A 25,190-nucleotide genomic window follows, 5' to 3' on the forward strand; every position below is an offset into this window, starting at 1 on the left:
CGGGCACCACTGCCCATGTTGCGGCGGCGGCGGAGCATCCATACTCGAAACATGAGCGACAACCATGCTTCGGATCCCGCTGTGCCGGAACCTGCGGTGGCGGCCGAGTCATTGCCACCTCGGGGCGGTCGCTTCCGGCTGCCCTCTCGTCGAGCCACGATCGCAATTGCGGCCGGCGCTGTCGCGCTGATTCTGGCCATCGCCATCCCGGTCGGCATCGCCGTGCAGCAATCCAACGCTGCCAACGCTCGCTACGACGACGCTCTGGCCGATCGAACGGATGCCGCCACCAGCCTGCAGTCCCTGGTGGATGACGCCGACGAGCTGATGGGGTTCGCCGCCGACTACGTCGTGATCGCGGACGACACCCTGGCTGCGGCCGCGGACGGCTACGTCGGTGCCGAGCAGAAGGCGGCTCTTGCCGCATCCCGGGACGCCCTCGCGGCAGCAGCAGATGCGGTGACGGGCTTCGACACCACCGTTCCGACGCTCGGCGAAAGGCCGACGGGGGTCTCCGAACTGGATGCCGCCACCGCCGAGCTCACCGCCGAGACTCCGGCGCTGACATCCAGAGCAGACGACCTCACGACCGCTGTCGCCGAACTCGCCACCGAGATGCACGGCACCATGACCGCGGGTGACGCACTCATCGCCACGATCAGGCCGAGCGCGGACGCGCTGCTGGCCGCCAACTATTCCGCCGAGAACCTCGTGCACATCTCATACGTATCCGTGGTGGACTCCGTCGAGGCATCGCTCTACTGGAGCGGCGAGCTGGCACCCGAGATCGCGAACTATGTCACCGCCGCCCAGCAGTTGCAGGCATCCCACGCATCGGAGGAGGCGCAGAAGGCCGGCCCGCTGTACGGGCAGCGGGTGGCGGTCGAGGCGTTCGCGCGTTCCATCGCCGGGGGCGTTCTGCTCGACTTCGATTGGGCTCCCATCGTGAACGGCTATGGGGACGGAAACGGGTACGGCGGCTACTCGACGTGGAACACCGCGGCCCCGGGGTACTCGACGGTGAGCCTGTCGAACAGTGTCGCTGAACTGTGGGGCGTGAACTCGGCCGTTGCCTCGCTCGTCGCTCACGAGATCGGCCATTCGATCACCTCCAAGTGCTACGACCTGTTCAGCACCGCGTTTGACTCACAGGATGAGGTGTGGGCCACGGCCTGGGCGATCGGCATGGGGTATTCGGAGGACGGCAGCGGCGAATCCATCTACGGTCGCCCCACCGACGCGCAGATCGCGCTCACGATGCAGTGCCGTTGATCAGTTCACGAATCGGCCGCCGCCGAACGGAAGGCGCGGCGCGACGTAGGTGAGCGCATCCCCGCCGAGCGCCGAGTGCGCACGGCCGAAGGTGTGACCCTTGGCGAAGAGGAACACGTCCACGCCGGACTCGCCGTCCGCCTCGACCAGCCAGGTGCCGACGCCCCACTGGGTGGGTTGCGACACACCGTCGATCACGATGGTCGGACGCACCCCGAAGTGCAGCCTCAGGGTAGGTCGGCGCAGGTCGATGGTCACGCGCCGTCGGTTCATCGCCCCAGACTAGACGGCTGGCCGGTGCCTCGCGCCCGGATAGAATCGACTCGACTGTCACACTCAGGCACCCCATCGTCAGATCTCTCAAAGACCGGCGATACAGACTCGGTGCCGCATACATCGAATTGGAGCACCATGTCTTCTGACCACGCCGCCTCGAACGCCGACTCCCGCATCCCGGAGAAGCCAGCACTCGAAGGCCTCGAAGGCAAATGGGCCCCCCAGTGGGAAGCCAGGGGCACCTACCAGTTCGATCGTGACGCCGCCCTCGCCGCTGGGCCGGCCGAGCTTTTCTCCGTCGACACTCCCCCGCCGACCGCGTCGGGCAGCCTGCACATCGGGCACGTATTCAGCTACACCCACATGGATCTGGTCACCCGGTTCCAGCGCATGCGCGGTAAGCACATCTTCTATCCGATGGGATGGGACGACAACGGACTACCCACCGAGCGCCGCGTGCAGAACTACTACGGCGTGCGCTGCGACCCGACGCTGGCCTACGACGCCGGATTCGTTCCCCCGCTGCAGGGTGGAGACAACGCGTCATCCAAGGCCGCGGACCAGCAGCCGATCTCGCGCCGCAACTTCATCGAACTGTGCGAGACCCTCACCGCTGAGGACGAGAAGCAGTTCGAGGATCTGTGGCGCCAGCTGGGTCTGAGCGTCGACTGGAAGCTGTCATACCGGACCATCGGTCACGAGGCGCAGCTGGCCGCACAGCGTGCGTTCGTGCGCAACCTTGCCCGCGGTGAGGCGTACCAGGCCGAGGCCCCGACACTCTGGGACATCACGTTCCGCACGGCCGTCGCGCAGGCCGAGCTCGAAGACAAAGAGCAGCCCGCCGCCTACCACCGCCTCGCGTTCCACCGCGACGGTGGCGACGACATCCACATCGAGACGACCCGCCCCGAGCTGCTCGCCGCGTGTGTGGCACTGGTGGCGCATCCCGATGACGAGCGCTACCAGTCGCTGTTCGGCACCACCGTCACCACCCCGATCTTTGGCGTCGAGGTGCCCATCGTGGCGCATCACCTCGCCCAGAAAGACAAGGGATCAGGCATCGCCATGATCTGCACCTTCGGCGATGTGACCGACGTGGTCTGGTGGCGCGAACTCGACCTGCCCAACCGCACCATCATCGGCGCAGACGGCCGCATTGTGGCTGACGCTCCCGAGGCGATCGAGACGGATGCCGCCAAGGCCGCGTATGCCGAGCTCGCCGGCAAGACCGTCTTCAGCGCCAAGGCGAAGATCGTCGAACTGCTCAAGGCCAGCGGTGAGATGATCGGCGACACCAAGCCGATCACGCACTCCGTGAAGTTCTTCGAGAAGGGCGACAAGCCGCTCGAGATCATCTCGACCCGTCAGTGGTACATCAAGAACGGAGCGCGCGACGCCGCACTGCGTGCACGCCTGATCGAGGCGGGCAAGCAGATCGACTTCACCCCAGACCACATGCGCGTCCGCTACGAGAACTGGGTCGGGGGCCTCACCGGTGACTGGCTCATCTCGCGCCAGCGCTTCTTCGGTGTGCCGATCCCCGTCTGGTACCACCTGGACGCCGAGGGCACGAAGGGCGATCCGATCGTCCCAGCAGAAGAAACGCTGCCGATCGACCCGTCCAGCGACGTTCCCCCCGGATTCGCCGAGGCCGACCGTGGAGTCACCTTCGTCGGTGAGCTCGACATCATGGACACCTGGGCCACCTCGTCGCTGACCCCGCAGATCGCCGGCGGCTGGGCGACAGATCCTGAGCTCTTCGATCTCGTGTTCCCGTACTCGCTTCGCAGCCAGGGCCAGGACATCATCCGCACCTGGCTGTTCTCGACGGTGTTGCGCGCCGAGCTCGAAGAGGGCAAGGTGCCGTGGAAGAACGCCGGAATCTCCGGCTTCATCGTCGACCCCGACCGCAAAAAGATGTCGAAGTCGAAGGGCAACGTGGTCACCCCGAAGGGCATGCTCGACGACCACGGCTCCGACGCCGTGCGCTACTGGGCGGCATCGAGCCGCCTCGGCACGGACGCAGCATTCGACCCGCAGAACCCGAAGCAGATCAAGATCGGTCGCCGACTGGCCATCAAGGTTCTGAACGCGGCGAAGTTCGTCTACTCGTTCCCACTGCCGGCCGACCCCTCCTCCAGCGCCGTCACGGAACCCCTCGACATCGACGTGCTCGCCGAACTGAACTCGGTCATCGAGATCGCCACCGCCGCGCTCGAAGACTTCGATCACGCCAAGGCCCTCGAGGTCACCGAAAAGTTCCTGTGGACCTTCACCGACGACTATATGGAGCTCGTCAAGGAGCGCGCATACGGCGCATCCACCCCCGAGGATCAGGCGAGCGCCGCGATCGCCCTGCGCACGGTCATCGAGGTGCTCGTGCGCCTTCTCGCACCATACCTTCCGTTCGCCACCGAAGAGGTGTGGAGCTGGACGCACGACGAGTCGGTGCACACGGCGGCCTGGCCGACGACCGCCGACACCGGCGTCACGGCAGCCCCGAGCGGCCTGCTCGGCGCGGTGAGTGCGGCGCTGATCGGAATCCGCCGCGCCAAGACCGACGCGAAGGTCTCGCAGAAGGCGGACGTGGTCTCGGCCACGATCGCGGGTCCGGCCATCCTGAAGCTCGGTCTGGGCGATCTTTCGGCCGTGGGTCGCATCGCCAGCGTAGAGTTCGAGGAATCAGAGTCGATCGAGGTTCGGGATATCGTGCTTGCCGAGGTCGCTGAGTAGCCGAGAGAGGGCGTTCGATGACCGAGGTTCGCGACATCCATGAAGAGGACCGTGACGCCTGGCGCCGACTTTTCGTCGACTACGGGGTGTTCTACGAGACTCACTTCACCGAGGCAACACTCGATGGCGTGTGGTCGTGGTTGATGGATGCCGACGCCGATGTTTGCGCGGTGGTCGCTGTCGAGAATGGTGACGTGGTCGGCTTCGCGCTGTATCGGCAAGTTCCGGATACCTTCACCGCCGGCCCCGCGTGGCACCTCGACGACCTCTACGTGCAGCCGGAGTCACGAGGCTCTGGTGCGGCGACGGCGCTCATCGACGCGGTCGCCGAGCGAGCGGCATCCGACGGCGGTGGAACGCTCCGGTGGATCACCGCAGCAGACAACGCGACCGCGCAAAGCGTCTACGACAAGACCGCCACCCGAATGAGCTGGGTCACCTACGAGAAGCAGACCTGATGCAGCTCGGCACCCGGTGGAATGTCGGAGACGAACCGCCGACCAGACTCTCCGAGAGCGTCATCGCCGCGATCCGTGAGGTCGAGCGGGAGATCGGGGATCGCCCCGGCTGGTACTGGACCCTCACGTACTTGGAGAGCCGACCCGTCGTACAGCTCGATGACGGCACGACGATCCGCGTGGGCCACGACGGCGCTGTGGCCGTCGAGCAGGTCGACTGACCTCAGGCCGTGGCGATGATCTCGCCGTGGGGCATGCCGAGCCAGCCCGTTTCGGAGTTGGCCCATTCACGCCAGGCGCGACTGATGGCCCGAAGATCCTCCAGCGTGGCGATGCCCTTGCTGGTCGCGTCATCAGCGAACGCGGACTGGAGCACCCGCGCCTCCCACATGCTCCCCCACCATTCGCGGTCGGTCGCGTCTGAGAAGTTCCAGATGGATGCCGTCGTCGCGACATCGGTGAAGCCGGCCTCCATCGCCCAGGCCTTCAGCCGCCGGCCCGCATCCGGCTCGCCTCCATTGCTGCGGTGCACGAGCTCGTAGATCCGCAGCCATTCGGTCAGCCCCCGGGACTCCGGATACACGATCACGCCGGCGTAGTCGACGTCGCGGGCGGCGACGAGACCGCCGGGCTTCACCACGCGACGCAACTCCCTGAGCACGGCGACAGGGTTGGCCACATGCTGGAGGGTCTGGTGCGCGTGAGCGATGTCGAACGTGTCATCCTCGAAGGGCAGCGCATACGCGTCAGCCACGAGAAACTCCAGGTTCGGCCGTGCGAACCCGGCCGCCTTCGCAATCACCTCGGCCGAGGCATCCACCCCCACCACCCGGCCCGGCGCCAGGGCGTCAGCGAACTCAACGGTGATGGTGCCGGGGCCGCAGCCGACATCGAGCAGCGACATCCCGGACTCAAGTCGAGGCGCGAGATAGGCCGCCGAGTTGGCGACGGTGCGCCACGTGTGGCTCTTGAGCACGCTTTCGTGGTGGCCGTGGGTGTACTTCTCCTGAGACGTCACTCGTCGAGGGTAACCTCCCGCGCCCTGCCTCCCCACCTAGGCTTGCGGCATGACGAATCCTTTCTTCGAGCCGAGCACCCTGCCCTTCGGAATGCCGCCGTTTGCACTCATTGAGGATGCCCATTTTCTTCCAGCATTCGAGAAGGGCATGGCCGACCAGCTCGAGGAGATCCGCTCGATAGCGGGAAATGGCGACGCTCCGACGTTCGACAACACGATGATCCCCCTGGAGAAGAGCGGTCAGCTTCTCGAACGCGTGGCGACGGTGTTCTTCAACAAGACCTCGGCCGACGGCAACCCCTTCACGAGCGAACTGGAGGAGGAACTCGCGCCGCAGCTGTCGGCGCATGCCGATGCGATCCGGCTCGACGCCCGGCTCTACGAACGCATCAGGACACTGTTCGATCAGCTCGACACCCTCGGGCTCGACGCAGACTCCCCCTACCTGGTCGAGCGCTATTTCGCCGAGTACACCATCGCGGGTGCAGGCCTCGATGATGTCGAGAAGCAGACGCTGCGCGAGCTCAACCAGCAGCTGTCGACCCTGAACGCCCGCTTCGAGAAGAATCTGCTGGCAGACACCAACGACCTCGCCGTGGTGATCGACGACGTCGCCGACCTCGACGGTCTTGAGGCCGGCGAGATCTCGGCCGCAGCGGAGGCTGCGAAGGAGCGCGGTCTCGACGGCAAGTACCTCATCACGCTGATCCTCCCTACCGGCCAGCCCGTGCTGTCTGCGCTGACGAACCGGGAGGTTCGCGCGAGGGTGATGGCCGCCTCCATGCAGCGCGGCAATCGCGGCGGCACCTGGGACAACTCCCGGCTCGTGCTCGACATCACCCGGCTCCGCGCCGAGCGAGCGGCGCTGCTCGGCTTCGAATCGCACGCGGCGTGGGTGATCGCCGACGAAACTGCGAAGACTCCGGCGGCCGTCGCCGCGATGCTCAGCAGGCTGGCGACACCGGCCGCCCGCAATGCGCTGGCCGAGCAGGCCGAACTCGAGGCCATCGCCGGTCATCCCGTCGAGGCTCACGACTGGGCGTTCTACAGCGAGAAGGTTCGCAAGGCCACCTACGACGTCGACACCGCACAGATGCGGCCGTACTTCGAGGCGGAGCGCGTGCTGCAGGACGGCGTGTTCTTCGCCGCTACGAAGCTCTACGGCGTCACCTTCAGCGAGCGACACGACATTCCCGCCTACCATCCCGACGTTCGCGTGTTCGAGGTGTCCAACGACGACGGAACCCCCGTCGGGCTGTACACGCTTGACCTCTACACGCGCGACTCGAAGCGCGGCGGGGCGTGGATGAACTCGCTCATCTCGCAGTCTGAGTTGCTCGGGCATCCGGTCATCGTCACCAACAACCTCAACGTGCCAAAGCCCGCCGCCGGGGAGACCACCCTGCTCACCTACGACGAGGTGAACACGTTCTTCCACGAGTTCGGGCACGCGCTTCACGGCCTGTTCGCGCGCGTCACCTACCCGCGATTCTCGGGCACGAACACGTTCAGGGACTTCGTCGAATTCCCGAGCCAAGTCAACGAGATGTGGATGCTCTGGCCGGAGGTTCTCGCAAACTACGCGGTGCACCACCAGACCGGGGAGCCCATGCCGCAGGAGTTCGTCGACAAGATCCAGGCGTCGTCGGCCTTCAACGAAGGATTCGCCACCTCCGAATACCTCGCGGCGGCGATTCTCGACCAGGCCTGGCACGGCATCACTCCGGATGCCTCGATCACCGACGTCGCCGCGTTCGAGGCTGCGGCGCTGGCCGCGGCCGGGCTCGACAACCCTGCAGTACCCACTCGGTACTCGAGCACCTACTTCCAGCACGTGTTCGCGAACTCGGACTACGACGCCGGCTATTACTCCTACATCTGGAGCGAGGTGCTCGACGCCGACACCGTCGACTGGTTCAAGGAGAACGGCGGGCTCACGCGCGCCAACGGCGACCGCTTCCGGCAGAAACTGCTCGGGGTCGGTGGGTCGAAGGATCCACTCGAAGCATTCCGTGACTTCCGCGGTCGCGACGCCGAGATCCAGCCGCTGCTGGATCGCCGCGGGCTGAACTAGCGACCGAGGTCGCGCAGGGTCCGGGTTTTCACCGCGAGGTCGGGGCCCTGCGGAACGACGATCACTTCGTCAGCCCCCGTGGCCGAGACCAGCGCGTCGATCTGAGCCGTGACGTGAGCCAGGTCGCCAATCGCCTGGTGGGAGTTGCGCTCGGCTACCCATTCGCGCTCGGCGTCGCTCCATGGATAAGCCTCGGCGTCGGCCAGGCTCGGAATACGGCCGGGCCGCACACCCTGGCGCATCCGCACGAACATGAGGGCGTTGGGCAGGGCCAGCCGCTCGGCCTCGGCCGTGGTATCAGCCACCAAGGTCGACACCGCCACCATCGAGTGTGGCTCGCGCAGGATCACCGACGGCGTGAACGACGACCGATACATGTCGAAGGCGCGCACTGTGTTCGGACCACCCGCGAAGTGATGAGCGAAAGCGAACGGCAGTCCCATGAGTCCGGCCAGCCGAGCACTGAAATCGCTGGAGCCGAGCAGCCACATCTCGGGAGCGTCGCCAAGCCCGGGGGTTGCCACGACGCGGGATCCGATCCCGTTGTCGAGGGGCGGGATGGTGCCGAACCACGCCAGCAGCTCGAGAACCTGGTTCGGGAAGTCGTCGACGCTCTCGGCGCCAGCGCCCCGGCGCAACAGGGAGGACGTGAGCTGGTCGGTGCCGGGAGCACGCCCGAGACCGAGGTCGATCCTGTCGCCATGCAGAGCCGCGAGGGTTCCGAACTGCTCGGCGATGACGAGAGACGAGTGGTTCGGGAGCATCACCCCACCGGAGCCAACCCGAATCGTGGACGTGGCGGCCGCGACTGCACCGATCAACACGGCGGGCGCCGAGGAGGCGACAGCGGGCATTCCGTGGTGCTCGGCGACCCAGAATCGGCGGTAGCCCAACGACTCCGCCACCTTCGCGGTGTCGATGGTCTGCCTCAGCGCCTCCGCATTGCTCATGCCTTCAAAAACGGAGGCGAGGTCGAGAACGGAGAGTGGCACTGTCATAACAGCGTCAACCGACGGAGCACGCCCGGCATTCCGCGATCACACTGTTGATCGACGGCGCCATCCCAACCACGCCATGACAAGGCCGCCGACCAGCAAACCCCACAGCGCAGAACCGATCCCGAAGATCACCACACCGGATGCCACGACCAGGAAGGTCAGGATGGCCGCAAGCCGGTGCTCGGGCTCGTCAAGCGCATTCACGATGCTGGTGATGAGCGCGCCCATGACGGCCAGCCCCGCCACCGCCGTGATCAGGATCGAGGGAGCCGCCGTCACGAGCGCGCCAGCCAGCCCGGCCCCCAGGCCGAGCGGGATGTAGAGGATGCCGTTGGTGAGGGTAGCGATCCACCGCTTGCTCCGGTCGGGATGCGATTCGGGTCCGGCCATGATCGCCGCGGTGATCGCGCCGAGATTCATGGCATGGCCGCCGAACATGTTGGCCGCACCCGAGCCGATTCCGGATGCCACGAGCGCGAATCTGGGCGGCGCAACATAGCCGCTCGTCGACATCACAACGAAGCCCGGAACGTTCTGCCCGGCCATCGTGACGACGAACAGCGGGAGGCCGACGCTGAGGATGGTGAACAGGTCGAAGGTCGGAGCGACGAAGATGAGCTGCGGCACGGCGGATGCCGCCACCCAGTCTGTGCCGGCGGCAATCACGATCGCCACGACCGCCACGACCATCGCCGCGGGAACCGCCCACCGCGGTGCGAGCCGGTACAGCACAATCCAAACCAGAACGATGGGAGCAGCGAGGAACGGCAGGGTCGCCACGGCCTCGATGGGCGCGAGGCAGATCGGCAGCAGCACCCCCGCAAGCATCGCGTTCGCGAGGGGTTTCGGGATGCTCGTGATGGCCCTGCCGAGCGCGGGCCAGAGCCCGCTCAACACGAGCAGCGCCGAGCTCACGAGGAAGGCGCCAACCGCATCCGAAAACCTGATGCCCTCTGTCGCGGTCGCAAGCAGCACTGCCGCGCCCGGGGTGGACCAGGCGAACGCGAGAGGGATGCGCAGCCACAGCGCGGCCACAATGTTGACGATCGCGATCGACAGGCAGATGGCCAGCAAACCGGATGACGCCTCGCCGGGCGACGCTCCCACAGCTGCCAGCCCGGCGATCACGAGGGCGAACGAGCTTGCGAAACCAGAGATGGCGGCAACGAACCCTGCCGAGATGGGCTGAAAAATGGCGGATACCTCCTGAGCGAAACTCCAGCCTAGGGGGCGAAAACCTCCGTCATCGTCGGCCACGCGAAGGCGCGGCAGAAGACCGGGCCGCGACGAGCGCGGCAACAGGAAGTTCTTTAGGCCGACTTCTCGGCGCGCACTGCCCGGCGCGGAACGATCGTCGGGGCCGCGTTTTCAAGCACAGCGGCCTTCGTCACGATGACGCGCGCAACGTCGTCATCTGACGGCACGTCGAACATGATCGGGCCGAGCACTTCTTCCATGATGGCGCGAAGGCCACGGGCACCGGTCTGGCGCAGCACGGCCAGGTCGGCGATGGCTTCGAGTGCGTCCGGCTCGAAGTCGAGCTCAACGCCGTCAATCTCGAACATGCGCTGGTACTGACGGATGAGCGCGTTCTTCGGACGAGTCAGGATGTCCATCAGGGCGACCTGGTCGAGCTGAGTGACGGTGGTCACGACAGGAAGTCGACCGATGAACTCCGGGATCAACCCGAACTTGTGCAGGTCTTCCGGAAGCACCTCGCCGAAGAGGTTCACGTCGTCACCCTTGCTGTGCAGAGGAGCACCGAATCCGATGCCCTTCTTACCTGCGCGCTGCGAGATGATCTCCTCGAGTCCGGCGAAGGCGCCGGCCACGATAAAGAGAACGTTCGTCGTGTCGACCTGGATGAACTCCTGATGAGGATGCTTGCGGCCACCCTGCGGCGGAACGGAGGCGACAGTGCCCTCGAGAATCTTCAGCAGCGCCTGCTGCACTCCCTCGCCGGAAACATCTCGCGTAATGGAGGGGTTCTCGGCCTTGCGGGCGATCTTGTCGATCTCATCGATGTAGATGATGCCGGTCTCGGCACGCTTCACGTCGTAGTCCGCTGCCTGGATGAGCTTGAGCAGGATGTTCTCAACATCCTCACCCACGTAACCGGCCTCGGTCAGCGCCGTGGCGTCGGCGACAGCGAACGGGACGTTCAGTCGCTTCGCCAGCGTCTGGGCGAGGTAGGTCTTGCCACAGCCCGTCGGGCCGATGAGCAGGATGTTCGACTTCGCGATCTCGACATCGTCGATGATGTCGGCAGACGCAATGGTGTTGCGGGCGCGAATGCGCTTGTAGTGGTTGTAGACGGCCACAGAGAGAGCGCGCTTCGCCGCCTCCTGCCCGATCACGTACTCTTCGAGGAACGCGTAGATTTCGCGCGGCTTGGGAAGATCGAATTCGCTCGATACTTCTTCGCCGGCTTCGGCAAGTCGTTCTTCGATGATCTCGTTGCAGAGTTCGACACACTCGTCACAGATGTAGACGCCGGGACCGGCGATGAGCTGCTGAACCTGCTTCTGGCTCTTGCCACAGAAGGAGCATTTGAGAAGATCGGCGCTTTCCCCTATACGGGCCATGCGAAAGTTCCTTCCCAAATACGGCGCTCGAGAACGAGCGTTTTATCGAGCCTATCCCGAACCGGCGACACTCTCCGGCATCCGCCGCCCAACGTTACGGCGTGCCGTCGTCGGGTGTCGGTGTGGCACGATTGTCTACGACAGGTAGAAATCGGAGCAGCAATGGGTTCGAGATGGGCGCGTGTCGCCCGCGGCGTCACCGCTGCCGGCTTTGCAACCTTCGTTGCCGCGCTCTCGCACACCCTTGCCGGCGACGCGGCCCCGAGCCTGTTCGCCATTCTCGCCACGCTCGTCATCTCTGCCGCGATCTGCACCCTGCTCGCGGGCCGCACTGTGTCGGCGTGGCGGCTCGCCGCATCCGTCGCCCTGAGCCAGGCGCTGTTTCACGGGGTGTTCAGCACCCTCGGGATGCCCGCGGCCGCCGTGCACGCACACTCGGGGGCTGTCTCCCTCGCGGCAACAACTGCGTCGACCCCACTCCACGACGGAGCGACGATGTGGATGGCGCACGGGATCGCCGCTCCCATCACCGTCATCGCGTTCCTGCACGCTGAGCGAGCGTTCTGGGGCATCTCCGACACCGCCCGGCTCTTTTTCTCGAGGCTGCTGGCCACCCTTGTTCCGCTCTCCCCCGCGCCGCAACCCGCGCGGATCCCGGTGGTCGCTCGCTTCGTGCCGCGCGACCTCACCGTTCTGTTGTCGGCGATGAGACACCGTGGACCGCCGGAGCTGACGGCCGCGTAGGCCGGTCACTCCGCAGCATCCACCTCTCTGTCGCAGGCTCACAGGCCGCGACTCATCGTCACGAAAGAACATCAATGAAGCGCACAACCATGTCAACTATCGCGATCACTGCCGGGCTGGCCCTCGCAGTGGCAGCACCTCTGGCCGCCAGCGCCCACGTGTCAGTGGACCCGACCCAGTCCGAAGCTGGATCGTATTCGGTCATTACCTTCAGGGTGCCCAATGAGTCAGAGACTGCGGGCACGACCCGGGTCGAGGTGTCGTTGCCGACCGACACCCCTTTCACCAGCGTGCGCTACGTCCCGGTCGCAGGGTGGACGGCAGAGCTCGTGCGCTCGACGCTGCCCGAGCCCGTCACCGTGGGCGAGAGCGAAATCACGGAGGCCGTGACATCCGTCATCTGGACGGCCGACCCCGGAGCCGAAATTGTGGCAGGCGAGCTGCAGCTGTTCCCGCTGTCAGTCGGGCCGGTTCCCGACACCGGGTCCATCGTGCTGCCCACAGAGCAGACCTACAACGACGGGAGTGTCGTCAGCTGGAGTGAGACAGGCGAGGATGCCGAGCATCCGGCGCCTGTGCTGTACATCAACGACACGGCGGTCGATCACCACGACGCGGCAACCGCCGACGACAGCCATGAGGATGACGAGCTGGCCATCAGCGCGGCCGGTGACACCGACTCGCCCGACGTGCTGGCACGGGTACTCGGCATCGGCGGTCTCGTGCTCGGCGCTATCGCGCTGGTGCTTGCAGTCATCGCGCGTCGTCCGGCGGGACAGTAGTGCTCGCGTCACGCGCCAGGGCCGCGGGAGCTCTCGCCGCCGCTGTGGCCCTGCTGCTGGCCGTCGCCACCCCGGCCCAGGCGCACAACTATCTCGTCGCTTCGACACCCGAGGCTGGCAGCACCATCACGGAGGCTCCGGAAACCTTCTCGGTGACCACCAACGAAGCGCTGCTCGACCTTTCGGGGGGTGGCTCGGGTTTCGCGATCGAGGTCACGGACGCCGCGGGGCTCTACTACGGGGACGGCTGTGTCTCCATTGTCGACTCGACGGTCTCGACGGGAGCCTCGCTGGGAGACGCCGGCGACTATCGGATGCTGTGGCAGCTGGTTTCGGCTGACGGCCACACGGTGTCGGGCGAGATCGACTTCACGTGGGCGCCGTCAGCGAACGCAGCGACCTCGGCGGGCTCGTCGACGCCCCCGAACTGTGGAGGCGAGGCTGCGGCCGCTCAGGAGTCGACCACGGCGCCGGTCAACCGCAGCGACGCGAACCTCAGCGACGTGCTGTGGATCGGTAGCGCCATTGCCGCGGTGCTCGTCGCCGGTCTCGTGACCCTGTTCGTCGCCACGAGGCGCCGAAAGGCCTAGAGCCACAATGCAGGAAGGGCCGCCCCGCAGTGCGGGACGGCCCTTCTTCTGTGTCGAGCTTCTTAGCTTTGGGTCAGCGCCGGCAGGTTCTTGCGGCTGGTGAGCACCTGGTCGATCAGACCGTACTCCATGGCCTCGGCCGCGCTGAGGATCTTGTCGCGGTCGATGTCCTTGTTGATCTGCTCTGGCGTGCGGTTCGAGTGGAACGCGAGCGTTTCCTCGAGCCATCCGCGCATGCGCAGGATCTCGCGCGCCTGGATCTCGATGTCGGAGGCCTGGCTCGAGCCCTCCGAGCCACCGCTGGGCTGGTGGATCAGGATGCGCGCGTTCGGCAGCGCGAGTCGCTTGCCCTTCGTTCCACCGGCCGTGATCACAGCGGCAGCCGACGCGGCCTGCCCGAGAACGACGGTCTGGATGTGCGGACGGATGTACTGCATCGTGTCGTAAATCGCCGTCATCGCGGTGAACGAGCCACCGGGTGAGTTGATGTACATCACGATGTCGCGGTCGGGGTCCTGGCTCTCGAGAACCAGAAGCTGGGCCATGACGTCATCTGCTGACGCATCGTCGATCTGCACACCGAGGAAGATGATGCGGTCTTCGAAGAGTTTCGCGTATGGGTCCTGGCGCTTGTAGCCGTATGCCGTGCGTTCCTCGAACGTCGGCAGGATGTAGCGGTCGTTTGGCGTGGGCCTGGCCATGCCTGACCCTGGGAGGTTGAAGTTGTCCATGATCAGTCCTTTTCGCCTGTTGCTGACTCGTTAGAGACGGCCTCGTCTGTGCCGCCGCCGCCGACCACGTCGGAAGCGAACTCGCGGAGATGGTCCACAAATCCGTATTCGAGTGCCTGCTGCGCCGTGAACCAGTTGTCGCGGTCGTTGTCGATGAGCACCTGCTCGATCGACTTGCCGGTCTGCTCGGCGGTGAGCTCGGCCATCCTCTTCTTCATGTCGAGGATGACGCCAGCCTGCGTCTGGATGTCGGCAGAGGTTCCGCCGAAGCCACCGGACGGCTGGTGCAGAAGCACTCGCGCGTTCGGGGTGATGTAACGCTTGCCCTTGGTGCCCGACGAGAGCAGGAACTGCCCCATCGACGCTGCGAGGCCAATGCCCACCGTCACGATGTCGTTCGGAACGAACTTCATCGTGTCGTAGATCGCCATGCCAGCGGTGATCGAGCCACCGGGTGAGTTGATGTACAGGAAGATGTCACGCTTCGGGTCCTCAGCTGCGAGCAGCAGGATCTTCGCGCAGATCTCGTTGGCGTTCTCATCGCGCACCTCTGACCCAAGCCAGATGATGCGGTCCTTGAGGAGTTGGTCGAAGATGCTTGAGACCAATGCCGGTTGGGCCATTGTGTGCGCTCCGTCTGTTTCTAATCGGTATTGCGTTATCGCTTGCTGTCGAATCTACTGGAGCGCGTTGGCCCAAATGCCGGTGTTCGCCGTGGGCAGATCGCGGTGCGTCGCGCGCCTTACTCCCCCGCCCCTTCGGAAATTCAGGAACTTGCGCGTTCCGGCGGTCGTGCGGCCCCTCTTCGGCGAGTTCCGGCCCGGATCTCCTGAATTTCCGAAGGGTGGGGCGCGAATACCATGGGGGCATGAGTTCAGACTGGCAGGCCAGGGTCAGCGATCTGTGGGCAGCCGCGGACGGCATGGCCGAGCTGGACGTCGTAGCCGCCATGGACGCGCTGGTTGCCGAGCGGGCTCCGGATGACGCATCCGCTGTGTTCGAGGCGGCGTCGGCCCGAGACTATGCGGGCCTCGAAGCCGAAGCTGAGCCGCTGTACCGCCGCGCCATCGAGCTCGGGCTGGACGCGGCAACACTGCCGCGAGCGGTCATCCAGCTCGCCAGCACCCTGCGCAATCTTGGTCGGCCTGACGAGTCGATCAGGATGCTCGAGCGGCAGTTGCACGAACATCCGGCGGATGAGTGGACCGGGCCCAGTGCCGCGTTCCTCGCGCTGGCGCTGGCCAGCCGGGGGGACGAACGGGACGCGGCCTCCGTTGCGCTTGCCGCCCTCGCCGACTACCTGCCGGTGTATTCCGCGTCGGTGCGCGGCTACGCGATCGATCTGGCGCGTTAACGAAAACGGCCGCCCCGAGGGACGGCCGTTCGTTCAACAATTCTTAGTTGTGGTCGTGACCAGCGTGGTCGTCGCTCGAACCCTGGAGGTCGGCCGCGGTGATCTCTTCCGAGTCATCGTTCTCGTCGCCGAGCGCTGATGCGGTGAAGGCCGACACGTCGACCTCCTTGCCCTTGGAGTCGACAACCTTCGCCTTGCCGAGAACGACGGCGAGGGCCTTGACGCGAGCGACCTCGGCGATCATTCCGGGGATCTGGCCGTTCTTGTCGAGAACCTGGATGAACTCGCCCGGCTCCATGCCGTACTGCTGAGCACCCTGGATGAGGTAGTTGGTGAGCTCGTTCTGGCTGACCTTGACGCCCTCGGCCTCGACGATCGAGTCGAGCAGGATCTGCGTGCGGAACGTCTTCTCGCTCGACTCGGTGACCTCGGCGCGGTGAGCGTCGTCTTCGAGACGGTTCTCGTTCTCGAGGTGGCGGTTCACCTCGTCTTCGACGAGCTTCGGCGGAACCGGGATCTCGACAGACTTGAGCAGTTCGTCGACGATCTGGTCGCGAGCCTGTGCGCCCTGGCCGAAGACCTTCGACTTGGCGACCTGCTCCTTGATGTCTGCCTTGAGTTCCTTGATGGTGTCGAACTGGCTGGCGATCTGGGCGAAGTCGTCGTCGGCCTCGGGAAGCTCGCGCTCCTTGACGGCGAGCAGCGAGACGGTGATGAGTGCGGTCTCGCCCTCGTGGTCGCCACCGAGGAGTGTCGACTCGAAGGTGGTAGTCTCGTCGGCGCTGAGGCTGTCGAGTGCCTCATCGATGCCCTCGATGAGCTCGCCCGATCCGACCTCGTACGAGATGCTCGTCGCGGAGTCGACCTCGGTGTCGCCGATCTTGGCAACCAGGTCGAGCTGGGCGAAGTCGCCCTTCTTCGCCGGGCGATCGACGGTGACGAGGGTTCCGAAGCGGCTGCGCAGGGCATCCAGCTCGTCCTTGACGTCGTCGGCTGAAACCTTGGCCTCGTCGACGGTCAGGGTGAGGCCGTCGAGCTTCGGAAGGTCGAAGTCGGGACGCACGTCAACCTCGACAACAACTTCGAGATCGCCGCTGAAGTCTTTGACTTCTGGCCACGTCTTGATGTCGGCCTCGGGGCGACCGAGAACGCGAATCTTCTCGTCGGTGACCGCCTGGCGGAAGAACTTGTCGAGTCCGTCGTTGACGGCGTGGTTGAGGATCTCTTCACGGCCGACGCGCTGGTCGAGCAACTGCTGCGGGATCTTTCCCTTGCGGAATCCTGGGATGTTGACCTGAGACCCGATGTGCTCATACGCGTGCTGGATGCTCGGCTTGAGCTCTTCGGGGGTAACTGAGATGTTCAGCTTGACGCGGGTGGCGGTGAGCTTCTCAACCGTGGTCTTCACGTTGTGGTCTCCTGTAGTTCGTTGGGGGAAGTGCTGTCGGGGCGACAGGATTCGAACCTGCGGCCTCTCGGTCCCAAACCGAGCGCTCTACCAAGCTGAGCTACGCCCCGGACTTCGGACATTTTCGAAACTGGCGAAAATGGCCTCGGCAAGTCTAGCGTGCTGCGTGGGGGCACATCTGCCCAGTCTTCTGAGAGAGCCGGATGCACAGCGCGGCTCTCAACGTCAGGTACACTGTTCTACGGCTCTTCGGTCGCCTCGCGACCGGAACCCGGGGATGTAGCTTAATGGTAAAGCCTCAGTCTTCCAAACTGATGACCGGAGTTCGATTCTCCGTATCCCCTCGAATGTCAAAAGGCCGGTTGCCCCCTGGGGCGACCTAAACGACGGATGCCCCGGCCGCGCACAAGCACAGCCGGGGCATCCGCGTATCTGCTGCTAACCCACTTAGTCGGCCTTACCCGACTTGGACCCCTGCACGGTCACCGGGTCGGACGTGGCGACGCCGTTCGAGTGCCCGTCGGCCTTCGCGGTGACGGTCACGGTGAGAACCGTCCCCGCATCCGCCGCAGTCGCACGGTACGTGTCACCGGTGGCTCCGGCGATGGGCTGACCGTCGCGGTTCCACTGGTAGGCGAGCTCTACCTTCTTCACGCTCCACTTGCCGTCCTGCACCCCGACCGTCTTGCCGGCCTTGGCCGAACCGGTGATCTTCGGTGCGCGGACCACATCGATGGCCGGAAGCGACTTCACGAGTTCGCCGACACCCCACCGGGCGGTCGACTGGAAGCCGGCTCCGGTCGGGTCCGCCCAGGTGCGCACTGATGTGCGCTGACCGTTCGAGGCATCATTCACCTGGATGTCGAGCCCCTGGAATGAGCCAAGTCCGCCGGCTTCGAGCAGGTCGATCTCCGCTTCGATGCGGTACCCGCCATCGATGACGGATGTCGCGCTCCGCACCCGGTTGAGCTGGAACGCCTCATCCCCCGTGCCGAACGACACGGCGTTGGTGGCGCTGATGCGAATCTGGGTGTCGTCGTACCGGTAGTAACCGCTCTTCACATTGCCGGCGTCGACGAAGATCTCAACCGAGTCCTGGGTCCACGGGTCGGACCCCGTCACGTCAATGGTGGGATCGGCGACGTCAGCGAGCACGTAGAGCTTCGATCCCGACCACAGGGTGCGAACGGTCGCCGTTGCGCCGCCCGTTCCGCTCACCTGCTTGTCGGTCGTGATCACGCGCGCTGCAGACCATGCCGGGTCGACTGTTCCGTCGATCGTCACGGCACTCGGTGCCGCCTCCACCTGAACGAACGACAGCGGCTCGACCAGGGCGAGAGTGCCCAACTCGCCCGGGGTGTTCCACCCCGAGGTCGTTGCGCCGTCGGTCACGCGAATGTCGAACTTGACCTGGTCGCCGAGTGTTGCGGTGACGGGAAGGTGCACGACCATGTCGTAGCCCCCGGCACGCTCGGTGACGATCGCCCCGGCCGCACCGGTGCGCGGCACGGCCACGGTGGTGTCAGCCACGCTGAATTCGACGCCGTCGGTGGACTGCACTGTCGCATCGTCCACCCGCACATACGCGGTGAGGTGGTCGGCCGACCAGCGCAGCTGGAAGGCAGCGGTGTCGTCGATGCGGTTGAGCGGTAGGCGGCTCCACTCCGGCGAGGTGGTGGCCGATGCGGCCAGCGGGATGTCGCCGCCGGACACGATGGCCGTGCGAAGCCGAGCAGACAGTTCGGCGTCGACCGCACCGTAGTACGCGGGCTTCGCGGTGAGCGAGTCGTTGAACAGCAGCGGATCGCCGGACCCTGCACGCCAGCTGCGGCCGTCGGTGAGACCCCACACGGTGACCGAGAAGAGGTCATCGGTGTGCGCACGGAATACGCGGAACGCGTCCCGGTAGTAGTACCCCTGCTCCACCAGGAGTGCCTCGGTGACCGGTGTTCCGGTCGTCACGTCGAGTTCGGTGACCGCCTGGGTGACGGGCAGATCCTTGAACGCGACGATCGCGTTTTCAAGCGCCGATACCGGCATCGAGAGGCTCACGTGAAACTGGTGACCGACACCATCGAGGGGAACCCCGCGTGCGAGCATGCGGGCCACGAGGTCGTGGTAGCGCTGTTGCTTGCCGGTCTGCTCGGTGTTGTAGTCGTTGATGAACAGCGTCACTGGGCGGTCTGCGCCAGCTGCCGCGTACTCATCGTTGAACGCCTGGTCCGCGTAGATGAACGCGAGGTCGATGAATTCCTCGCCGAGCACGCGATACCACTCGCTGCGACGGAGCCCGTCAGCGTTCTCGAACCCGTCGGAAACAACCTCGTTCACCACGTCGAATGCGTACAGCGGGTTCTCCCCGCCGCCGAAGGCGCCGTAGCTGTCGCTGAGGTGCTTCGCGACTGCGAAGATGTGGGTGCGCATCCGGTCCCGCAGAATCTGCTTGTCCGCGTCGCTCGTGGTGAGCGGGGTGCCCGCCGATGTCTTGAAGAAGAATGCCGGGGTCTGGCCGTGCCATACCAGCGTGTGACCGTAGACTGCGAGGTCGTTGTCAATCGCGTACTGCATGAGGCTGTCTGCTTCAGCGTTCGGCGTGAACTCACCTGCGGCGTTGTACCAGGCTTCCGGCTTCATGAAGTTCTCGCTCGTCACCTGGTCGGCGTGCTTCAGGAGCAGCTCGGATGGCGCTCCCACCGTCTCGCGACTGTCGACCGCAACACCGAACGCGAAGTCGACGGTGTCTTTGACCGGCGTGAGGTCTTCGATCACCGCGGGCTCCGGCGTGCGAACGACGATGTCGTCGATGAAGAGGTCACTCGTGTTCGTGCCGTTGTAGTTGGTCTCGAAGTAGATGAATGCCTGGTCGGCGGCGCCCATGGTGAACGTCTGGGTGACCTTCACCCATTCACTGTTCGACATCCCCGAGAACTGTCCGAGGCCCTGGTAGGTGGTGGAGCCGTTCACGGTGCGGGCCATAGTCAGCCACACGTCGTCGGTCGGCGTGCCGGGCGCGAATCGCACCCATGCGCTCGCCTCGTACAGGACACCGGTTTCCAGGAGCCCCGTCACGTCGTGGCCCATGCCGCTGCCCTGCGAGGTGCGGCCGCCGACGAGCGCCGACTGAGTGCCGCTGTGCGCGACATCCGTGGCGATCGTCACCGTCGGAGCACCCGAGCCGTTGTCCCGAGGGATCCAGCCGTCGAGTCCGTCTTCGAAGTCGGTGGAGATCAAGGTCGCGCTCGGCGCGGTGGATGTCTGCGCGCTCACCTGAAGGTCGTCTACGAGGTAGTCATAGGTGCCCGGCTCTCCCCCGGTGCCGATGTAGAGCTGAAGTGCGGCGGGGTCGGCGCCCGCGGGAACGACGTAGGTGCCGGTAACGGTCGTCCACTCGGCCGCGCTCATGTCGGTGCTGCCGATCCACGTGTAGGCGGGCTTCATCACGAAGCGCACGCCCGCGGTGCCAGCTGTTCCATCGGCAAGCTTCACGCGCATGGAAGCGGTGACGGTATCGCCCGCCGCAACAGCGCCCAGTGCGCCGGGGGCGGTCTGCACGCCCACGTAGTCCGCGTCTCGACCCGCCACGCGCAGCACTTTGCCGCCATCGAGGTCGATCACGGACAGCGTGCTCGCGCCGCCGCCGCTCTGCTGCAGAGGCCCGAGCGTGCCGTCTTCGAAGTCAGCCACGATGGAGACTTCGGCCGCGACGGCCGCGACAGGCATAGCTACGAGTGCCGCGCTGGCGACGAGCGCCGTTGCTAAACCCGCAGCGACAGTTTCTAACACTTTTTTCTTGCGGGTGTGTGACGTGAATAACATCGTGAATGCTCCTTTGCATGTCAAATGGATCCTGCTGGTGGTGCTATTTGGTGACGGTGATGTCGACCTGCCTGTTGTCGTCGATCGTGATCGCGTGAGGCGTCCCGGTGATGAGCACCGTTCCCAGCGCCGCAGCCTCGTTCTGGCTGTCGCGCCCCAGCCACAGCGTGACCTCGCCGGGTTCGACGATGCGTGTCATGCTGCGGTCGCTGAATGCGATGCGGGTCGTCGGGATGCGCATCCCGACGCGCGCGGACTGGCCAGCCTCCAGGCTGATGCGGGTGAAGGCGACGAGCTGGCGCATCGGCCGGGTCACGGAGGCGACCATGTCGTGCGCGTACACCTGCACCACCTCGTCGCCGCTTCGATCTCCGCTGTTGGTGACCGTGAAGGAGATCTCAAAGTGGCCGTCGGCCTCGATGACCTGCTGGTTTAGCGCAGCCTCGGAGTAATCGAACCGCGTGTAGCTGAGGCCGAATCCGAACGGGAAGGCCGGGGTGGTCGCGAGATTGGAAACATCCGTCGCCTCACCGAGGTACGGATGCAGGTACGAGTAAGGCTGCGATCCTGCGGAGCGCGGCACCGAGACCGCGAGTCGGCCGGAGGGGTTGATCCGTCCGGTGATGACCCCACTGATCGCCGCTGCGCCCTCCTCCCCGGGGAAGAACGCCTGCACGATCGCTGCTCCGCGCTCGGCGGCCCATTCGATCGCGTAGGGACGACCTGACACGACCACCAGCACCACGCGGTTGCCCGCATCAAGAATCGCCTCCACGAGCTGACGCTGCACCCCGGGAAGTTCGAGCGAATCGCGGTCGCAACCCTCGCCGACGGTTCCTCGGCCGAACAGGCCCGCCTGGTCGCCGACCACGATGATCGACACGTCAGAGGCGCTTGCGAGCGCGACGGCGCTCTCGAAACCCGCCCTGTCATCATCGTCGACGGCGCATCCCATGGAGTAGCCGCTGACCTGCACCCCTTCGCTGCGGAGGGCGTCGAGCACTGTGGGCACCTCGATGCCCATCTCGACGTCGGGATGCTGGTCGAGCACGTGGTTGGCGAACGAGTAGCAGCCGAACATCGCGGTGGCGCGGTCTGCGTTTGGCCCGATCACCGCGACGGACTCTGCCGCGGCCAGGGGAAGGAGATCGCCAGCAGCCAACACCGTCACCGACTTCTCGGCGATGGTCGCGGCGAGCGCGCGATGGGAGGCCGGATCGAGGTCGATGGTGTCGTCAGCGCCGTTGTCGGCGAAAGCATCCGCATCCATATCCAGTAAGCCCAGGCGCGCCTTCTGCATGAGGACGCGTGTGACCGCGCGATCCACCAGGGAAAGTTCGACGTCGCCCCGTCGCACCTGCTCGGCCAAAGGCTCGAGGTAAGCGTTTCCGGTGGGCAACTCAATATCGACTCCCGCCGTGAGGGCCTGGCGCGCCGCATCCCCCAGGTCGCGAGCCACGCGATGAAGCTGCTGGAGGAACGCCACACCGAAGTAGTCGGCTACAACGGTGCCCTCGAATCCCCAGCGATCACGCAGCAGGTCCGTCAGCAGCGCGGGGTCAGCCGCGACGGGGAGACCATCGATCTCCGAGTAAGAGTGCATGACCGAATCGGCGTGTGCATCGAGTACCGCCATCTCGAACGGCACGAGCAGCACGTCGGCGATCTCACGTGTTCCCGCGTGCACGGGTGCCAGGTTGCGACCGGCCCGAGAGTTGGAGTACCCGACGAAGTGCTTCAGTGTGGCAATCACCCCCTGCGATTGCAGGCCCCGCACGTAAGCGGAGCCGAGCTCGCCGACAACGAAGGGATCTTCCGCGATGCACTCCTCGACCCTGCCCCAGCGGGTGTCGCGAATGACATCCAGCACGGGAGCGAGCCCCTGATGCACCCCGAGGGCCGCCATGCTTTCGCCGATGGCCTCGCCCATGGCCTCGATGAGCCCGGAATCGAAGGTTGCCCCCCACGCGAGCGGGGTGGGGAAGGTCGTCGCCTTCCACGCCGCGAGGCCCGTCAGGCATTCCTCGTGCGCGATGGCCGGGATGCCCAATCGGGTATTCTCCCTCAGCCAGCGCTGCGTCGCCAGCAGTGCTGAGCGGCCGGCCGCCGGCTCGACGGGAACGGTGCCGAACACCCGGGTGAGATGCCCGAGGCCATGGCGCGCGAACTCGTCGAAATCGATCGGTGAATCGTCCTGCTCGTGTTGCAGCGGTGCGACGCTCTCGCCGTTGGCGGAGGCGCCGACCCAGATCCCGACCAGCTGACCGAGCTTCTCTTCGAGGGTCATGCTCGCCATCAGCTCGCTGATCGTGAGGTCGAGGTCGCGCGCCACAGCGTCGGGTGAGACGAATCGGCGCGCAGTGGAATGGAGAGTCATGGTCCTGATTTCTTGATGGGGAGCGGTGAGATGAGTACTGGTTAGCCTGTGAAAGGCGTGCTGGTTAGCCCTTGAAGGCGCCATCCATGACCCCGGCCACCATCTTGCGACCGACGAAGATGAAGAGGATGAGCAGTGGGATGGTCGCCAGGAACGACCCGGACATCGCCAGCCCGTAGTCGACGAAGTACTGACTCTGGAGCGCCTTGATCGCGAGCTGCACGGTGTAGTTCTCGGGAGACTGGAGCACGATCAGTGGCCACAGGAAGTCATTCCACGCCGTCACGAAGGCCAACAGCCCGAGCACGAACGCTGCGGATCTGACAAGGGGGAATGCGATGCGCCAGTAGATCTGCCACGTGCTGCATCCGTCGATGCGCGCTGCCTGTATGAGCTCGTTGTTCAACACGCCCGCGAAGTGCTGGCGCATCCAGAAGATCCCGAATGCGCTGGCCATGCCGGGAACGATGAGCGCCTGTAGGGAGTCGATCCAGCCCAGGTTAGACATCACGAGATAGAGCGGGATGACCGAGAGCTGGGTCGGAACCATCATCGTGCCGATGACGAACACAAAGAGGGCGTTCTTGCCGCGGAATTCGAGCTTCGCGAAGGCGAAGCCTGCGAGAGTGCTGAGCAGCATCTGTGCCACCGCGATGGTGCTCGCAACAATGAACGAGTTGACGAGGCTCATCACGAAGGGAACCGTCGTGAAGACCTGCTCGGCGAGAGTGAAGAAGTTTCCCCCTGGTATGACCGTCGGGGGCATCTGCGAGACCGCGGCCGAATCGTTGGTGGAGACAACGAACATCCAATAGAGCGGGAAGACGCTGACGATCACCGAGAGGATCAGGAAGAAGTAGGTGTACCACCGAACCCGTCCCGTGAAGACGTTCTTTCGTTTCTTCGTCGGGCTGTTCGTCGGCGGACTTGCCAGTGCGGGCGCGGCCAGAGATATGGGTGCCTGTGTCATGGTCTGTCTTTCAGTCGTCCGACGAAATGCGCCGGGAGAGGAGGAAATTGATCACCGAGAACGCAACGATGAGCAGGAAGAGGGTCACTCCGATCGCCGAACCGTACCCGAACTGGAAGTTGCCAAATCCCTGTTCGTAGAGGAACAGCGTGAGCGTCTGGTATTGCCTACCCGCACCGCCCGTGAGGCCCGGCGACGAGAGCAACAGCGGTTCTGTGAAGACCTGCAGGCCGCCGATGGTCGACACCACGACGGTGAAGATGATGACGGGCCTCAGCGACGGAATCGTCACGAAGATGAATTGCTTGAACCCTCCTGCGCCGTCGATGGCCGCAGCCTCGTACACATCCTTCGGTATCGCCTGCAGTGCAGCGAGGTAGATGAGGGTGTTGTAGCCGAACCACCGCCAGAGCACCATCGTCGAGACGAGGATATGGCTGGCGAGTGTGTCGGCCTTGAAGTCGATCGGGCCCACACCGAACAGCCCGAGCGCACCGTTGATCAGGCCATAGTCTCGGCCGAAAAGCGAGGCGAACACGATTGTGGTCGCCACCACCGAGGTGATGTACGGAACCAGCATCGACATGCGGAAGAGATTCGCGAATTTCAGCCGGACGTTGTTGAGCAACTGCGCGAGGAAGAGCGCCAGGATCAGTTGGGGAACCGTGGACAGAACCCAGATGCTGAAGGTGTTACGTAGCGCATTCCAGAACCGTTCGTCACTGAACAGATCGGTGAAGTTCTTGAGTCCGATGAAGGTCTGGCCACCGATTGGATTCCAGTCGAACAGGGCCACGTAGAAGGTGAAAAGTGTCGGGAAGAGTCCGAACACCGCGAAGATGACAAAGAACGGTGCGATATAGGCGTAGGGGGCCGCCGCGTCCATTCTGCTTGCCGCGCGCATTCGGCGGCGTGGCGCGCGCTCGGGTGGGCGCTCAGCGCCGACCGACTCGGCCTGGGGTGATGAAGTGAGAACCACAGCGGACTCCAATTGACGTGAGATG

General features: G+C 65.0%; 21 protein-coding genes and 2 tRNA genes. 10 read left to right on the plus strand and 13 right to left on the minus strand.

Annotated elements, in window-relative coordinates; translation table 11 throughout:
* Positions 1-51: 51 nt before the first annotated feature.
* Positions 52-1,272: a hypothetical protein gene (locus QMG83_RS09735; protein WP_283505167.1), complete on the plus strand. Its 1,221-nt coding sequence runs from the start codon at positions 52-54 to the stop codon at positions 1,270-1,272.
* On the opposite strand, the gene QMG83_RS09740 is transcribed toward QMG83_RS09735, so the two are convergent.
* Positions 1,273-1,545, minus strand: coding sequence for a hypothetical protein (locus QMG83_RS09740; RefSeq protein WP_283505168.1), 273 nt, complete (start codon positions 1,543-1,545; stop codon positions 1,273-1,275).
* 138 nt (positions 1,546-1,683) lie between these two features.
* Between QMG83_RS09740 and valS the strand changes: the two genes are divergently transcribed.
* Genes valS through QMG83_RS09755 form a run of 3 tightly spaced genes read left to right on the plus strand, consistent with a single transcriptional unit; the run spans position 1,684 to position 4,960 of the window.
* Complete coding sequence (valS, locus tag QMG83_RS09745; protein WP_283505169.1) at positions 1,684-4,281, plus strand: valine--tRNA ligase; 2,598 nt, start codon at positions 1,684-1,686, stop codon at positions 4,279-4,281.
* A gap of 17 nt (positions 4,282-4,298) precedes the next feature.
* The gene (locus QMG83_RS09750) at positions 4,299-4,739 is read left to right on the plus strand and encodes a GNAT family N-acetyltransferase (protein WP_283505170.1); all 441 of its coding nucleotides are present in this window, start codon (positions 4,299-4,301) and stop codon (positions 4,737-4,739) included.
* Positions 4,739-4,960 (plus strand): hypothetical protein, encoded by a 222-nt coding sequence (locus QMG83_RS09755; RefSeq protein ID WP_283505171.1) that lies wholly within the window; start codon positions 4,739-4,741, stop codon positions 4,958-4,960. Before QMG83_RS09750 ends, QMG83_RS09755 begins: the two co-directional genes overlap by 1 nt.
* Before the next feature lie 2 nt (positions 4,961-4,962).
* On the opposite strand, the gene QMG83_RS09760 is transcribed toward QMG83_RS09755, so the two are convergent.
* Complete coding sequence (locus QMG83_RS09760) at positions 4,963-5,757, minus strand: methyltransferase domain-containing protein (protein WP_283505172.1); 795 nt, start codon at positions 5,755-5,757, stop codon at positions 4,963-4,965.
* 49 nt (positions 5,758-5,806) lie between these two features.
* Between QMG83_RS09760 and QMG83_RS09765 the strand changes: the two genes are divergently transcribed.
* Entirely contained in the window at positions 5,807-7,831 is a 2,025-nt protein-coding gene (locus QMG83_RS09765) for a M3 family metallopeptidase (protein ID WP_283505173.1), read from the plus strand.
* Here QMG83_RS09765 and QMG83_RS09770 read toward each other — a convergent pair.
* The 3 genes from QMG83_RS09770 to clpX are packed head-to-tail and all read right to left on the minus strand — an operon-like array spanning position 7,828 to position 11,414.
* The gene (locus QMG83_RS09770) at positions 7,828-8,829 is read right to left on the minus strand and encodes an LLM class flavin-dependent oxidoreductase (protein ID WP_283505174.1); all 1,002 of its coding nucleotides are present in this window, start codon (positions 8,827-8,829) and stop codon (positions 7,828-7,830) included. The genes QMG83_RS09765 and QMG83_RS09770 overlap by 4 nt on opposite strands.
* Before the next feature lie 39 nt (positions 8,830-8,868).
* Positions 8,869-10,128, minus strand: a complete 1,260-nt coding sequence (locus QMG83_RS09775) for a benzoate/H(+) symporter BenE family transporter (RefSeq protein ID WP_283505175.1) — start codon at positions 10,126-10,128, stop codon at positions 8,869-8,871.
* A gap of 11 nt (positions 10,129-10,139) precedes the next feature.
* Complete coding sequence (clpX, locus tag QMG83_RS09780) at positions 10,140-11,414, minus strand: ATP-dependent Clp protease ATP-binding subunit ClpX (RefSeq protein WP_283505176.1); 1,275 nt, start codon at positions 11,412-11,414, stop codon at positions 10,140-10,142.
* Positions 11,415-11,576: 162 nt separating this feature from the next.
* Here clpX and QMG83_RS09785 point away from each other — a divergent pair, with 162 nt between their 5' ends.
* The 3 genes from QMG83_RS09785 to QMG83_RS09795 all read left to right on the plus strand — a co-directional run bounded on the left by QMG83_RS09785 (position 11,577) and on the right by QMG83_RS09795 (position 13,530).
* A complete protein-coding gene (locus QMG83_RS09785) occupies positions 11,577-12,158 on the plus strand; it encodes a hypothetical protein (protein WP_283505177.1) in 582 nt (193 codons plus the stop codon).
* A gap of 74 nt (positions 12,159-12,232) precedes the next feature.
* Positions 12,233-12,940 carry a YcnI family copper-binding membrane protein gene (locus QMG83_RS09790; protein ID WP_283505178.1) on the plus strand — a complete coding sequence of 236 codons (708 nt, stop codon included), beginning with the start codon at positions 12,233-12,235 and terminating at the stop codon, positions 12,938-12,940.
* Positions 12,940-13,530, plus strand: coding sequence for a copper resistance CopC family protein (locus tag QMG83_RS09795; protein ID WP_283505179.1), 591 nt, complete (start codon positions 12,940-12,942; stop codon positions 13,528-13,530). The genes QMG83_RS09790 and QMG83_RS09795 overlap by 1 nt, the downstream gene beginning before the upstream one ends.
* Before the next feature lie 62 nt (positions 13,531-13,592).
* On the opposite strand, the gene QMG83_RS09800 is transcribed toward QMG83_RS09795, so the two are convergent.
* Together QMG83_RS09800 and QMG83_RS09805 are read right to left on the minus strand one after the other, a co-directional pair.
* Positions 13,593-14,261, minus strand: coding sequence for an ATP-dependent Clp protease proteolytic subunit (locus QMG83_RS09800; RefSeq protein WP_283505180.1), 669 nt, complete (start codon positions 14,259-14,261; stop codon positions 13,593-13,595).
* A 2-nt stretch (positions 14,262-14,263) separates the two neighbouring features.
* Positions 14,264-14,884 (minus strand): ATP-dependent Clp protease proteolytic subunit, encoded by a 621-nt coding sequence (locus QMG83_RS09805; RefSeq protein WP_283505181.1) that lies wholly within the window; start codon positions 14,882-14,884, stop codon positions 14,264-14,266.
* A gap of 245 nt (positions 14,885-15,129) precedes the next feature.
* Here QMG83_RS09805 and QMG83_RS09810 point away from each other — a divergent pair, with 245 nt between their 5' ends.
* Positions 15,130-15,615, plus strand: a complete 486-nt coding sequence (locus tag QMG83_RS09810; protein ID WP_283505182.1) for a tetratricopeptide repeat protein — start codon at positions 15,130-15,132, stop codon at positions 15,613-15,615.
* Between the two features lie 43 nt (positions 15,616-15,658).
* On the opposite strand, the gene tig is transcribed toward QMG83_RS09810, so the two are convergent.
* Together tig and QMG83_RS09820 are read right to left on the minus strand one after the other, a co-directional pair.
* Positions 15,659-17,023 carry a trigger factor gene (gene tig, locus QMG83_RS09815; RefSeq protein WP_283505183.1) on the minus strand — a complete coding sequence of 455 codons (1,365 nt, stop codon included), beginning with the start codon at positions 17,021-17,023 and terminating at the stop codon, positions 15,659-15,661.
* Between the two features lie 36 nt (positions 17,024-17,059).
* Positions 17,060-17,133 (minus strand) — tRNA-Pro (locus QMG83_RS09820).
* A 163-nt stretch (positions 17,134-17,296) separates the two neighbouring features.
* Between QMG83_RS09820 and QMG83_RS09825 the strand changes: the two genes are divergently transcribed.
* Positions 17,297-17,367 (plus strand) — tRNA-Gly (locus tag QMG83_RS09825).
* 103 nt (positions 17,368-17,470) lie between these two features.
* Here QMG83_RS09825 and QMG83_RS09830 read toward each other — a convergent pair.
* From QMG83_RS09830 to QMG83_RS09845, 4 genes are all read right to left on the minus strand, one after another.
* Positions 17,471-20,839, minus strand: a complete 3,369-nt coding sequence (locus tag QMG83_RS09830; RefSeq protein WP_283505184.1) for an endo-1,4-beta-xylanase — start codon at positions 20,837-20,839, stop codon at positions 17,471-17,473.
* 43 nt (positions 20,840-20,882) lie between these two features.
* On the minus strand, positions 20,883-23,216 hold the full coding sequence (locus tag QMG83_RS09835) for a beta-xylosidase/alpha-l-arabinosidase (protein WP_283505185.1): 2,334 nt from the start codon (positions 23,214-23,216) through the stop codon (positions 20,883-20,885).
* A 64-nt stretch (positions 23,217-23,280) separates the two neighbouring features.
* Complete coding sequence (locus tag QMG83_RS09840) at positions 23,281-24,186, minus strand: carbohydrate ABC transporter permease (protein ID WP_283505186.1); 906 nt, start codon at positions 24,184-24,186, stop codon at positions 23,281-23,283.
* A gap of 10 nt (positions 24,187-24,196) precedes the next feature.
* On the minus strand, positions 24,197-25,165 hold the full coding sequence (locus tag QMG83_RS09845; RefSeq protein WP_283505187.1) for a carbohydrate ABC transporter permease: 969 nt from the start codon (positions 25,163-25,165) through the stop codon (positions 24,197-24,199).
* Positions 25,166-25,190 lie beyond the last annotated feature (25 nt).

It is taken from the genome of Salinibacterium sp. G-O1 (assembly GCF_030063305.1).
Lineage (GTDB): Bacteria > Actinomycetota > Actinomycetes > Actinomycetales > Microbacteriaceae > Rhodoglobus.